The 13,360-nt window shown below is 43.6% G+C and carries 13 protein-coding genes; 3 read left to right on the top strand and 10 right to left on the bottom strand.

Annotated elements, in window-relative coordinates:
* Positions 1 to 282: 282 nt before the first annotated feature.
* Entirely contained in the window at positions 283 to 927 is a 645-nt protein-coding gene (gene leuD, locus Q384_RS03830; RefSeq protein WP_037586066.1) for a 3-isopropylmalate dehydratase small subunit, read from the top strand.
* 487 nt (positions 928 to 1,414) lie between these two features.
* On the opposite strand, the gene Q384_RS03820 is transcribed toward leuD, so the two are convergent.
* The 5 genes from Q384_RS03820 to Q384_RS03800 form a co-directional block, all read right to left on the bottom strand.
* Positions 1,415 to 1,684 (bottom strand): YkgJ family cysteine cluster protein, encoded by a 270-nt coding sequence (locus tag Q384_RS03820; protein WP_037586064.1) that lies wholly within the window; start codon positions 1,682 to 1,684, stop codon positions 1,415 to 1,417.
* A complete protein-coding gene (locus tag Q384_RS03815) occupies positions 1,678 to 3,321 on the bottom strand; it encodes a hypothetical protein (RefSeq protein ID WP_037586063.1) in 1,644 nt (547 codons plus the stop codon). The genes Q384_RS03820 and Q384_RS03815 overlap by 7 nt, the downstream gene beginning before the upstream one ends.
* A gap of 120 nt (positions 3,322 to 3,441) precedes the next feature.
* Positions 3,442 to 4,527 (bottom strand): hypothetical protein, encoded by a 1,086-nt coding sequence (locus Q384_RS03810; RefSeq protein ID WP_037586062.1) that lies wholly within the window; start codon positions 4,525 to 4,527, stop codon positions 3,442 to 3,444.
* A gap of 29 nt (positions 4,528 to 4,556) precedes the next feature.
* Positions 4,557 to 4,946 (bottom strand): tellurite resistance TerB family protein, encoded by a 390-nt coding sequence (locus tag Q384_RS03805; protein ID WP_037586061.1) that lies wholly within the window; start codon positions 4,944 to 4,946, stop codon positions 4,557 to 4,559.
* Between the two features lie 47 nt (positions 4,947 to 4,993).
* On the bottom strand, positions 4,994 to 5,896 hold the full coding sequence (locus Q384_RS03800) for a helix-turn-helix transcriptional regulator (protein ID WP_037586088.1): 903 nt from the start codon (positions 5,894 to 5,896) through the stop codon (positions 4,994 to 4,996).
* 540 nt (positions 5,897 to 6,436) lie between these two features.
* On the opposite strand from Q384_RS03800, the gene Q384_RS03795 reads away from it, so the two are divergent.
* Positions 6,437 to 8,752 carry a DNA internalization-related competence protein ComEC/Rec2 gene (locus Q384_RS03795; RefSeq protein WP_051940409.1) on the top strand — a complete coding sequence of 772 codons (2,316 nt, stop codon included), beginning with the start codon at positions 6,437 to 6,439 and terminating at the stop codon, positions 8,750 to 8,752.
* Here Q384_RS03795 and Q384_RS03790 read toward each other — a convergent pair.
* Positions 8,702 to 9,139, bottom strand: a complete 438-nt coding sequence (locus Q384_RS03790) for a DUF4149 domain-containing protein (RefSeq protein WP_037586085.1) — start codon at positions 9,137 to 9,139, stop codon at positions 8,702 to 8,704. The two genes, Q384_RS03795 and Q384_RS03790, sit on opposite strands and share 51 nt — an antisense overlap.
* Before the next feature lie 423 nt (positions 9,140 to 9,562).
* On the opposite strand from Q384_RS03790, the gene Q384_RS03785 reads away from it, so the two are divergent.
* Positions 9,563 to 10,501 (top strand): siderophore ABC transporter substrate-binding protein, encoded by a 939-nt coding sequence (locus tag Q384_RS03785; RefSeq protein WP_084224381.1) that lies wholly within the window; start codon positions 9,563 to 9,565, stop codon positions 10,499 to 10,501.
* Positions 10,502 to 10,936: 435 nt separating this feature from the next.
* Here the strand turns inward: Q384_RS03785 and Q384_RS03780 are convergent, their stop codons facing one another.
* Genes Q384_RS03780 through Q384_RS03765 form a run of 4 tightly spaced genes read right to left on the bottom strand, consistent with a single transcriptional unit; the run spans position 10,937 to position 13,349 of the window.
* Entirely contained in the window at positions 10,937 to 11,125 is a 189-nt protein-coding gene (locus tag Q384_RS03780) for a DNA gyrase inhibitor YacG (RefSeq protein ID WP_037586060.1), read from the bottom strand.
* On the bottom strand, positions 11,126 to 11,899 hold the full coding sequence (gene zapD, locus Q384_RS03775; RefSeq protein ID WP_037586059.1) for a cell division protein ZapD: 774 nt from the start codon (positions 11,897 to 11,899) through the stop codon (positions 11,126 to 11,128).
* The gene (coaE, locus tag Q384_RS03770) at positions 11,896 to 12,507 is read right to left on the bottom strand and encodes a dephospho-CoA kinase (protein WP_037586058.1); all 612 of its coding nucleotides are present in this window, start codon (positions 12,505 to 12,507) and stop codon (positions 11,896 to 11,898) included. The genes zapD and coaE overlap by 4 nt, the downstream gene beginning before the upstream one ends.
* A complete protein-coding gene (locus Q384_RS03765) occupies positions 12,504 to 13,349 on the bottom strand; it encodes a prepilin peptidase (RefSeq protein ID WP_037586057.1) in 846 nt (281 codons plus the stop codon). The genes coaE and Q384_RS03765 overlap by 4 nt, the downstream gene beginning before the upstream one ends.
* Between the last annotated feature and the right edge of the window lie 11 nt (positions 13,350 to 13,360).

Below are 13,360 nucleotides of genomic sequence, written 5' to 3'. Positions count from 1 at the left end.
AAAAATGGATTACCGTATTGTTGCCTACACTCGCCAATTGCTGCTTTTCAGGCTGCCTGAAAAGTACGTTGTGTATTGCGGCTGAGGGTTGAAACAGCTTACTTTTATGATGCTGTTGATTGCAATATCAATGGTTGCCGAATGCAATCGCTTTGCCTGTAAACAACATAAGCCATTGATTGCTGTTTTATCAAGCCATCTTAATTTTATCTTCAACGCATTGAAAAATAATTTTTTAAATCAAAGCAGATATTTAAATCAAAGCAGATACAGGAAGCCCGCATGAAATCTTTTACCACGCTTGTTGGGTTGGTTGCCCCTTTAGACCGCGCCAATGTTGATACCGATGCCATTATTCCCAAACAATTTTTGAAATCAATCAAACGCAGCGGTTTTGGTCCCAATGCCTTTGATGAATGGCGTTATTTAGATCACGGTGAACCGGGTATCGACAATAGCCAACGCCCGCTTAATCCCGATTTTTCTTTAAATTTGCCGCGCTATCAAGGCGCACAAATTTTGCTGACACGTAAAAATTTCGGCTGCGGCTCCAGCCGTGAACACGCGCCGTGGGCTTTGGACGACTACGGTTTTCGTGCCGTTATTGCGCCCTCGTTTGCCGATATTTTCTTCAACAATTGCTACAAAAATGGCTTATTGCCAATTGTCTTGCCCGAAGAAGCGGTTGATGATTTATTTCATGCTGTCGAAGCGCAAGAAGGCTATCGTTTGCGTATTGATTTGGAAAAGCAAACAGTGATCACGCCTGATGGAAAAAGTTTTGCTTTTGACATCACTGAACACCGCAAACATTGTTTACTCAATGGTTTAGATGAAATTGGATTAACCTTGCAACACGCTGACGACATCAAAGCCTTTGAAAATAAACACAAAGCACAGCAACCGTGGTTGTTTCAGGCAGCTTAAATGGGCAGAACGGAATAAAATATCCGGTAGCTTTGCATATACATAAAATCATTGATTGATCTGTAAAAATCAGCTGCGTCGTTGGCTGATTTTTTTGCTGATGCAAATAATATTGTTTTGTCGGAGGCGAAATTAAATCATCATTAAAAAATGTGCAATTGACCGCATAAATGGCAAGCCTGCCCTGTATTGGTCAGCCATGAAAAATCGGCACTGAGCCCATTACTTTTTTAACTGCGTTAAAAAATCAACAATGATTGCCGCGAAACTGAGGTGTTTGTGTGAAATAATATTGTTACTGCGGCATTTTGGACAGCTGCTGAAAATATTGTATCCCTCTGTCACTACATCACTGCTTCGTTCAACTGTTTTTGACCAGCCGCAATCGGCGCAACGGAAAGTGCGCGGCGGAATAGGTATCATGTTATTATCCTTTAGATAAAATGGTTTACCCCAATTTCATTTGAGTGCGCTGTTGCTGCGAAAACTAATCTGCCGCTTTTTGTAATGTTTTGCAGACTGTTAGATTTAATTCAATAAACTGCTCCCATGAATATTGTTTCAAATAATGAATGCGGTAATAATCTTCCACACGGCAAATCAATGGACGCTGCGCATAAATCGTGCATAAATTACTTGCCTCATCAAAATATCGGCATACACCGTCGCCGCGGTTCAGGTAAATGGTTTCGTTGCTGAAGTGAACATGACGACAACATTGCCCACATTGATTGCAAGGAAATGGCGGATTCAGCATTTTACCAGCCAGCTGCGGGTACTATCCGAATTATCCGGTTCAAACGGTAAATTCAAATTACGGCGGTTGGCTTCTGCGATTAAAATCGATGAACGTGCTAATTCATCATTGGCAACTATTAAGCTGTCGGAAAATTGTTTCAATTCGTCGGTGTTTAAATTAAATTCAATTTTTGCCAATTCCAGCAAATGCCGATCTAATTCGGCGTTGATCGCTTGATATTCTTCCAATATTTTTTGGTATTGGCTTTTCAATGTGTTTTCCAACCAAGCCCATAATTTTTTCATGGTTGGGCTGTGGTAGAGAAAATACACCACGCCTAAAGTAAGCACGCCGGTAATCAATGCACTTAAAAAAGCGGAAATTTCTGTGCCAAACGGTATGGCAACCATAAATTTATTCAATGCCTCATTGATGAAAACGCCCGTGAGTACCGCCAAGCCCGCTCCCAGAATATGAAAAACTTCTTGTACCAATGAAGCACCGCTTAATCCTTTTGGATTAAATACCAAAAGTTTGATTACCGGAATCAAGTTATTCCATAATTCACGAATCAGGCGGACTGATTGTTTTGCTGTGGTTGCGAAAATATTGATTAAAGTGGTGTTGATGCTGCTGAGAATACCGCCGACAGCCCCATCTTTAAATGCAGCCAGCATGTCTTTAAAGCGGTTTGTTACCCGCCGCCAAATATTTTTTAAACTGGCTTTAATACGTTGTAAAAAATCACCTAAGTCAAAACCCTGTTTGCATTGCTGATAAATATCGGTTAAGGTTTCTTTCAATTCAAACCAAATCTCTGCCAACACTAAGCCCATTGCTTGCCTAGCCCCCATTCGTAAACCGGTATTGGCAGCAGCCAATCCACTGTTTTTTAAAAATTTGAAGCTGGAATAATATGTATTAACAGATTGGTTATAATTTTTCCTTGCTTTTTTATCTGCTGCCAAAAATTCTTCTTTATTATTGATCACGGCTTCAAAGTTTTCTTTATCTTGTTTATTTTTATTGATTTTACTTTCCATTTTCCTGCGTTGATCCCGCTGTTTCGGCGTTGTATTTGGCATGTTTGCCAATTGGGCTGTGTCTTTTTCTATTTGTCGGCTCAGGTTTTCCACTTTCTTTGGGCAAAATTCATTCACAAATTGATCGGCAGGCATGGCTTTTTTTGAGCGATTAATGGATTCATAAGTGGAGTTTAAATTGCTCTCTTGATTCGCCAATTGCACGCCGTCCAATCCTGCCAATACTCTGCCCGGGTCATCGTGAATTTCTTTGGCAGAAATCATATGATCCAAATCGCGCTTATCATTGCTTTTCATGGTTTGACCGCTATAGGAGTCATATAATGTTCCATTAATCTGTTCTTTTTTATCTTGCCTGCCCTTTTCTATATAGTTTTTATCTTGATGATAAAGTTTGGAATCATAATCCCCTCTGTCATCATATGCTTTCTTTTCTTCGTCTGTTGCATAGATGCCTTTGCGGACATTGTGTACCGTATCCACATCACCGCCCTCTTTATCCTGTAACAGTAAAAAATCCAAACCAAAAGAGGTAGTCAAACTTTTTACCATAACTTGGTGTAATTCTGCCACAGGATTAAATTCTTGCTCATTCGGGATATGGGTATTCATGATGCGGTTTCCTGTAATAAAGGTTAAATACGGCGAAATAGATAGCGTGCAACCCGGAAGTTAGAATACTCAGCATGGGGTTTTCCGGGTTGCATTATTGTCTAATCATACAATTGCTTTTTATTTTTCAAAATCATCTAACTCATTGTCTTTTTTTTCAATGGCAGCATCTAAGGCTTCATCATTTAATATCGGTAAACCCAGATTGTCTTTTTCCAATTCCGGTTCGCCGTCATCATTGGTTTCACTTTTGAATAATGGGGTTAATACCAAATCGGTGAGAATCGCAGCTAAAATATAGCCATTCTCAAGACGTTTTATGATTTCATTTCCTTGGCTGTCTAGGTGTATTTTCCTGTCTTCTTTATTTTCGACATTTTCCAGAAAAAAGCTGATTTCTTTCAGTTCATCAAAGTAATCTACCTTGAATTCTGCAAATAACTTGCGGGTGTGATGATCAATTTCTGAAATATAACTCGATATTCTCTCCAGCTTGCTTTTTGCCGCGTGGTAGCTTTTGACGGCTTTATTGGCTTCACGATCGATTTCTCTTGCTTTAGAGCGGGCTTCTTCACCGTGGTTAGCATAAGCCCAGCCGGCAATGGCGAGAATGGGGGCGGCGACAACCGAACCCAATATAAGTGTTCCGCCAGCCATGCCAAAACCGCCGGCTGCCAAACTGCCGCCGCCCAAAGCCGCCAGAGTGGCGTTTGTGGCGGCTACGCCGGAGAGTGCGGAAATCGCAGTGCCGGTTGAGGCTGCCCCCAATGCCATCACTCCGCCATAAGTAGCATATGCCGCACCGATACCGGCAATACCTGCCACACCGGCAGTGGCTAAAAAAGAAGTGGTTGAAATTTCCAAAGCCTTCATTCTGTCCAGCTTTTGTTGAGATAACGGCAATTCAAATTTTCTGGCATTCTTTGGATTATGGGTATTTAATTTTTCCGAAAGATCTTTTGCCAGACGTTCAAATTCTGTAAAGGATTGCCCAATATCTAATTGCAACTGCCCCAATTCTTCCAATCCTGTATCCACTTTCTCTCTGGTAAAGTCATAATTATCTTTGGCGGCTTCATACCTCCGTTTTGCACCAGATACAATACGTTCTGCTGCTTCTTTATCGGTATAGCCGTCGTAGGCTTTTTTTGCGCCATATCCTGCGGCGGCAACCGCAGCGGCTGCTAATATAAATGGTAATGGCATGGTTTATTTCCTTTTATTCTCGTGAAACATTAATGAAAAAAATTTTCTGATTGCTGCATTAAAGCCAATTGCTGCACCACCCAATTATCCATTTGGGCTAATTTTTCTGAGCCGATATTTAATGCTTGGGCATACTGGCTAATCAAATTGCGTTCACTGGGGTGATAATTGCTGTCGGCATGAGCGAAGCCCAATAATTCCAGCAATAAAGAGCATTTGGCGCGTTCGCTGCTGAATAGGGCAGGCAGCTCGGCAGCCGTAATCGCTTGCGCTGTTACATCGGTAGCCGTTTGCTCTTTTAAGGCGGCAGCCAGCATTGCCGTTTCTTCATCTGCCAATTGATTATCGGCATTGATGATTTCTTTTGCTAAATGCAATAAGGCTGCTTGTTGGGCAGGATTTAGATTTTGTACAAACATGATAAGCTCCGGTGGTGGGTGAAAAATCAATTTATGGTTTGCTGTGTTTAAAGCAATTTGCCTAAATACTCATGCAGCCCGTTTTCCATTTGCTGCTGGATTGATTCAGGGCTGATGATGCGCAGATGCGGCAGCCAATACTGAACAATCGGCACAACTTCAGCAGAGTTTACGTTTTTACATGCCAGCAATAATTTGCCGTCGTCTGCTTTGTGAATGATTTCTTGATTGGGCAGTAAATTGCGGCGTTTGAAATAGCCTGCAACAACGGCATTCACCTGAATCAAAATTTCACTGATTTGATTGCCGTAGAAAATGCTGTCGGTGGTGTTAATCTCTGCCAGCAAAGTTTCATCGCGCTCAAAATGTTCTTCTTGCAGCTGTAAACGGCTGATTTGGGTGAAACAAAAGGTTTTTACTTTGCTTTGCTCTGTGCCGATTAAATACCACACACCGTTTTTGTTGAGCAGCCGATGCGGGGCGATGCGGTAATCTTTGCCGCTTTCGGGCTTGTCGATTACTTTTTGATAGTGAAATTCAACCAAGCGGCATTCGGCTATGGCTTGGCTCAATAAATCAAAGTCGTTTTGTTTGCCTTTTATGTCTTCATATTGAAAACCTTTTACCAATACGCTTTCGCGCAGTTTTTCCTGAAAAAAATCACGGTCGATTTTCGGAAATAAATCTTGCACGGCAGCAAAGCGGGCAAAACGCTGAATGTGTTTATCACTCAAATAGCCGAGTTTGCGGTTATCCAGCCGATAATATTTCGGTCCGTATTCCTGAAAATCCATCATAATCAACCGATCATGAAAATCACGCTTCAGGGTGCGCGTGCTGCACGAATAATCTCTTGCCAATTCGTCTATGTTTAAACGCTCGCCGTCGTTCAGGCGGATAAGTATTGCTGACAAACGGTTTGCCAATTTTTCATTTTGTTTTTCGGACATTACGGGGATTCCTGAAAATTTGACAAAGCCGTTATTGTTTGCCGCCGCTTGCTTTACCATACAGGTAAGCAAAAAATACGGCGACACATGCCATTAAGAAGACTGCAAACATTTTTGATCCCCCTCAAGGAATAAATGGATAACTGGATTGTTATGGCATTAGTCTAACATCGGGCTTGGACAGGGCATGTCATCAAAAGTGATGCAGAAAATATTTTTTAATGGAATAAAAGGTAAAATAATGATATTTATTTTAAATGAAAAAATAACGAAATAGTTACTCTAGGTTGTTTTGTTTTGTTTTGTTTTGTTTTGTTTTGTTTTGTTTTGTTTTGTTTTGAAATATTTATTTCTGTTATATTTTGTCTTTGTAGGATAAATTTGTTTAAAACAATCCGAAAAGTTAGAGAAGCTCCTTATTTTTATGAGGAAGTTATTTGAGATTGGATTGTTGTTCGGATACCATATAACAACCATCTGTATTCATCATTGAGACAAAACCACTGGTAGCCAATCCATTCATACGCTATTCTCTTTTTTATGTCATATCAGCTGCTCTCGCATAATCAATCGCGCTTTGTCTTGCCCGCTTTGCCGTTTTGGGTCATTGGTGTGTTGTTGTCTTTGGCTTCGCCCGCGCCGATGTGGATTTGGGGCTTGGCTGTATTTTTCGTATTGCTTCTTGTTTATATTCGTTGGCGGTCTTCTCATTTGTTATTGATGCTGGCGTGTCTGCTGGGCATCAATTATGGTTGGTGGCGCGGAGAATTAACCATGCGGCATGTTTGGCAGGTTGAGCCTGCCCGTGTGCATCAAGCTGTATTTACGGTAATTTCACCGCCGCAAATTTTGCCGCAACGTGTGCGTTTTACCGCAGAAGTCAGGCTGCCTGAAAGCGGACGTGAATACCGTTTGCAATTGTCTGATTATCATTTGCGTGAATGGCAGGTTGGTGAACACTGGCAAAGCAGTTTGCGTATTCGCCCGCTGCTGGGAGAAGTGAATGGAGTGGGTTGGAATCGTGAAGCGTGGGCATTGAGCCACGGTTTGGACGGTTCAGCCGCCATTGGGCGCAATCGGCAAAGTATTGACGGTTATGCTGCTTTCTCTTTAAGCGGATTGTGGCAAAAGCCGCGTGAAGCCTTACGCAAACAGTGGCAAGGGCTGGCTGAAACATATCCTTTGGGGGCGGGTTTAATGCAGGCCTTAAGTGTGGGCGACCAATCGGGGCTGCCTGAAACGGCATGGCAGACGTTTCGTCCTTTGGGATTAAATCATTTGGTCAGTATTTCCGGTTTGCACATCGGTATGGTCGCTCTTTTGGCAGGTTGGCTATTGTCAAAAATTTTGCGTGTTGTGCCGATTGCCGTCAGAAAACCGCGCCTTTGGGTTTTGCTTGGCGGTGCGGGTGCGGCTTTTGCTTATGCTGCTTTGTCGGGTTTTGCCGTGCCAACACAACGCGCATTGCTGATGTTGGCTTTTGCGGCATGGGCGTGGTGGCGTCATTGGTCTTACGGTGCGTGGACGGCATGGTGGTTGGCAATGGCGGCAGTGTTGTTGATTAGCCCATTTGCGGCTTTGTCAGCAGGGTTTTGGTTGTCGTTTTTGTTGGTGGCGATGCTGTTGTGGGCGGGTAATGGTGTGCGTCAATCGGCTTGGCGCACACTTGTGCGGGCTCAAGCCGTGGTGCTGGCAGCCGGTTTACTGCTCACTGCGTATTTTTTTGGCACAGTACCGTTGTTATCACCCTTGGTGAATATGGCGGCAATTCCTTGGTTTTCTTGGGTATTGGTGCCGTTTGCGCTGCTGGCATTATTATTGCCGTTTTCTTGGTTTTCACAATTTGCCGCCGCAACGGCGGAATATACCATGCGTGTATTGCTACGGCTGGCTGAATACGCACCGGAGTATGCCGTGGCACATGCGCCTTTACCTGTGTATTTGGCGGCAATTATTGGTGTACTGTTGTTGTGGACACCGCGCGGCTTGGGTTTAAAGCCCTTGGCATTGCTGTTGTTTTTATTGCCGTTTTGCTATCAACCGCCCAAACCGAAAGCAGGTGAAGCATGGCTTACTTTTTTAGATGTGGGGCAGGGTTTATCGGTATTGCTGCAAACACACCGCCACAATCTGCTGTTTGATACCGGTACACACTATGCTGCGCAAATGCAGGTGCTGCCTGAACTTCGTGCACAGGGTGTTCGCCGATTAGATGCGCTGACCCTGTCGCACAATGATATTGATCACGATGGCGGCGCAGCATTGCTGCAAGTTGCAATGAAACCCAATCAGATTTATGGCGGACAACCGAATGCGTATCCGTTTGCAACACAATATTGTGCCGGCGGCATGTACTGGCAGTGGGACGGGGTATGGCTGGAGTGGCTGACACCGCCGCCTTTGTCGCATTATCAAGACAATGATTTGAGTTGTGTCTTGCGCGTGGTGGCAGCAGATCAGGCGGTATTGATAACAGGTGATTTGGGTAAAGGAGGTGAAGCAGTTTTGCTTGAAAAATATGGTGATGATTTATACAGCCAAGTGCTGGTATTGGGTCATCACGGCAGCCGCACTTCTAATTCTGCTGCTTTTGTGAATGCGGTGTCGCCGCAGTGGACAGTGGCATCGGCAGGCTGGGACAACCGCTACAAACACCCCCACAAGGAAATACAAGCCATTTTATCTGCTCGGCACATTGAGTTATTGCGCACCGATACCATGGGCGGGCTTCGGCTAAAGCTGGATAAAAATGGGGCTGAATGGCAAAGTTCGATTGCGCATCAACCCTATTGGCAGCGCAAACCTTTAGTGCATTTTCAAACGCAAAAAACGGCACACAAGATAACCGCCGATTAGGCTTACCAGCAAATAAACAACGGCGGAAATACCGTGCCACATACCAAAATTGCCGCCGAGCCAAGACAGCAGCCAATTTTGACCTTGGGTTTTTAAGGCTTCAATTACCGGCGTAATCAGCCATTGGTTTGCGGCAATCAACAAGCACAACACAGCCAATAACACGCGTACAGCAGTTGCCTGAATGCGGTGGCTGAGAAATGCTACAAAGCCAAACCATACTGCCAGTCCAAAGTAAGACAATAAGGTAAATAATTCCCCCGCCAGATTACCGGCTGTCATTTTCGGCAGATGCTGAAACAAAATTGGTGCAACCACGTAGCCGACAATCAGCTGCGCTCCCAGCCAGATACCCGTCAATATTGCTAAAGCACGCTGAATCAGCATATTTTTTCCTTTTTTTAAAAGATACCAACAAAAAAATAAGCCCGCAAAGGGCTTGCTTTTAAAGTGTTGTATCGGAAGCTGCATCAATTATTCTGCTCAAAATAATCGGTAAGAAAGAGAATACACCGATTATTCTGTACGTGTTTGATATGGGCGAACAATCAAGAAAAATGCCTTTAATTCAAACAGTGTCATTATTCTAAACCGTTGCCAATTATACAAATAACCCTATGGCGTGTTAAGTATAAAAATCTCCTTTTCTGCGTTTTGGCACAAATAAAGAAATAATTTTATTTGAAAGGCATGTCAAATATGATATTCTTACTTCAATTGATATTGATTATCATTTATATTATATACTGGCGGCATTATTGAATTGATGCCTCATGTGGTTTGATTACTTATTTTGTAAGAGAGGATTGTATGTTTAAACAGTTTTTGACAGGCTTGGGTTGTGCGGCAATTTTGGCGGCTTGTTCGCCCGCCGACGGTCATTCACAAAATGCAGTTAAGCAGAGTGAGGGTGGTGTGCAAGTAAACATGCCCACCGCTCGCGGAGAAGTGAATTTTTCAGCTGTACCCAAAAATATTGCGGTATTTGATTTGTCATCGCTGGATACTTTAACCGCGCTGGGTGTGAAAGCAGGAGGCACACCAAAAAAGGTGCATATTCCTTATTTGCAGGCAGCCATTCGTGATACAGCAAATGTTGGTACTTTGTTTGAACCTGATTATGAGGCATTGCACGCTTTACATCCCGATTTAATTATTATTTCACACCGCACTGCACCAAAATTCGATGAATTGATCAAAATTGCACCAACGATTGATGTAACCGCCAACAGCAATGGTATTGTTGATAACGCATTTCATTTGATTGATAATTATGGAAAATTATTTGGTAAACAAGCGGAAGCGGAAAAACTTCATGCAAATTTGCAGCAATTGATTAATGAAACAGTGGCTTTGGCAAAAAACAAAGGCAATGGGCTGATGATTTTGGTGAACGGCGACAAAATGGCGGCATTTGGTCCTGATTCCCGTTTTGGTTGGATTCATACCAATTTGGGTTTTCCCATGGCAGATGCGAACATCAATTCTAAAGGGCATGGTCAATCGGTATCGTTTGAATATTTACAAAAAACCAATCCGGATTGGTTGTTTGTGATGGACCGTGGTGCAGCGATTGGTCAGGAAGGAAAATCAGCACAGGTGTTGTTGGATAATCCCTTGGTGCGCCAAACCAAGGCTTGGAAAAATGGGCATGTGGTCTATTTGAGCAGTGCATCTTATTTGGCATCCGGCGGCGTGCAGCAATTGCAAACCGATATTGGCAAAATTAAAGAAGCATTGAATAAATAATGCCGAGATATTAGATTGTTATACACGCCGCCACTGTATTTTTTGTGTGCGGCGTGGTTATTTATTGTTTTGTGTTATTGAATATTGAGGCACACGATTGCTGCGTTGTTTTATGATTTGCCGATAAGATTGTTTGGGATTGAGGTTATCTGAAAACAGTTGGTACATCAGCAGCCGTCATTGCGAAAGCGTGAAGCCGAGAATAAATTTTTGGCTAAGCTGCGGAGCATCAAAACAGATTGACTTGTTATGCTGCTATAGCCCCTTTTTTTATCACGCAGCAATCCAAAACAATCAAGCCTTGTATGGTAGAAACCGAAATAAAAAGCCGTATCCATGTGTAAAAAACAGCCGTTTAGCCATCACAATAGCTCAGGCAATTTTTGTGATGTATTTCAGGCAGCATGAATTTTTCGTGTGCAATGATAAATTGATTTAGTCGTGTACGCTTGAGTCTTGCGCGGGTAATTCTTCGGCTTTAAGCGGATAGTTTTCATTTATCCATGCACCCAAATCAATGAGTTTACAGCGTTCGCTGCAAAACGGACGGAAGCGGTTTTCAGGCAGCCATTGAACGGATTTGCCGCAAACAGGGCAAATAACGGTGGGTGTTGGGGAATTCATTTAGGGATTAACCGGATCAAAACTGTACAAAGTGAGGGTAAACGGAATATCAATATTAATGAGCTTGCCGTGGGTGTGTTGTTGAGAGGCGGCTAAAAAACGTATGTAGGTTAGGTATTTATTGGAGGAAATATCGGGGCAGACGGCATATGAGGAAGCAACGTCAATGGCTAAAAGTTTTGCATTTTTCACAGCAAGGTTGCAACGATAATCACCTTTTAGGGCGATACATTCCGTTGAGTATGCGTTTTGACGCAGAATGCTGAGCAGTAAGTGAATGGCGTTGCGTGTGGGTAAGAAATTTTGCAGCCATGTTTGCAATTGCTGTTTACGAACATCTACAGGCAAATTTTGCCAGAAGTAGTAAGACGGCATATCAACAGGACTGGTGCTGCCGGGGATATGAATGTGTTGTTTAATCGCCATTAACCATTCATTTTCACGCAGGTGCTGCCCGAGTTTTTGTTGAATGTTTTGTAAACCCAGCTTGGCTTGATACAATTTTTCAGCACGATCTTGTTTCTCTTCTTCAGACAATCGGCAGTATTGAGGCAGTAAGCTCGTTTGGCGGTCTAATTCTTGCAGAATATCCAGTTTTAAATCGGATCGGGCAGCGGCTTCCATGATTTCAAACAGTGTACACAAAGCCAAGTGCTGTGTGTGAACGTTGTTGGCAGGGTAGGTTTCATCAAAGCGGTGAAACAGAAACTCAATACGCAGAAAGCTGCGTATGCGTTCATGTAAAGGATACTCAAAATGAATAAAGCTGTTCATGAAGTGAACCCGGTTAAAGCCAGATAAATTTGATGTTGTTTTGTTACAGCTTGCTGTAAATGCGCCAAATCGCCGTTGTTGGCAATAACATCATCGGCAATGGCTAAACGCGCCTGCCGTGAGGCTTGCTGTGTCATGATAGCATGAATGTCGCTGTCTGAGAGTGCATTGCGTTGTTTTACTCGATTAATTTGTGTTTGCTCAAACGCATCAATAATTAAAATGCGATTAACCAATTGCTGAAACAGTGGTTTTTCGATCAGCAAGGGAATTTCCATGATGCCGTAGCCAAACGGCAATATTTGTTGCCGTGCGTTGTCCAAAGTGTGGTAGATTAAAGGGTGTAAGATGTTTTCCAATTGCTGTTTTTGTTCAGGCTGCCTGAAAATCAGTTCGCGCAGGGCTTGGCGGTTGAGTTCTCCGTTGGGGTGAAACACGGCATCACCGAAAGTGGTACGAATGGCGGGCAGAGCCGCTCCGTCTATTTGGGTTAATGTTTTGGCGATGTCATCGGCATTTAAAACCAACACGCCGAATTGACGGAAACAGTCGGCAACGGTGGATTTGCCGCTGCCAATGCCGCCGGATAAACCAACCCACAGGGTCATGTTGCGAATCCCGATGAAGCCAACCACCAATGAATGGCTTGCCCTGCTTCTTGATGGAACAGGAAGATAATCCAACCGGCAAAGGCGAGCGCGGGACCAAATGCCATGGGTTGTCCGCGGCCTATTTTTAATGCAATTGAAGCGGCAATGCCCACCAATGCCGCCATCAATATAATGAGCGGTAAAGCAGAGACGCCCAGCCACGCGCCCAGCGCGGCTAAAAGTTTGAAGTCGCCAAAGCCCATGCCTTCTTTGCCGGTGATGAGTTTGAATGCTTGAAACAATAGCCATAAACTCAAGTAACCTGCCGCCGCGCCGAGTACGGCTTGCTGCAATGAAACAAATGAGAAAAACAAGTTAAATAATAATCCCAGCCACAATAAAGGCAAGGTGATGCTGTCTGGCAGGAGCTGAGTGTCTGCATCAATAAAAAATAAGGCAATCAGTGCGGCGGTTAATGCCAAGCCGAACCATGCGGTCGGTGTCCAGCCGAAACGCCAAACCACAGTGGCAAAGGCTGCGGCGGTGATGAGTTCTACTAAGGGGTAACGCCAAGAAATGGGGGTATGGCAGTTAGCGCAGCGTCCTCGTAGCAACAGAAAACTGATTACGGGAATATTTTGCCACGCTTTAACCGGCGCACGGCATTTTGGACAGGCAGAGCGCGGAATTGATAAATTAAACGGCGTTTCAGCTTCGGTGTTTTCAATATCCAATACCTGTCGTGCTTCACGCTGCCAACTGCGTTCCAGCATAATCGGCAGACGGTAAATCACCACATTTAAAAAACTGCCGGCCATCAAGCCGAACAGTGCAGCGAAAACAACATAAATAAACAACATTGATGTACATA

The organism is Stenoxybacter acetivorans DSM 19021 (genome assembly GCF_000745895.1).
GTDB lineage: Bacteria > Pseudomonadota > Gammaproteobacteria > Burkholderiales > Neisseriaceae > Stenoxybacter > Stenoxybacter acetivorans.
The sequence above is the reverse complement of the archived record's forward strand: the minus strand, read 5'-3'. Positions and strand labels throughout refer to the sequence as shown.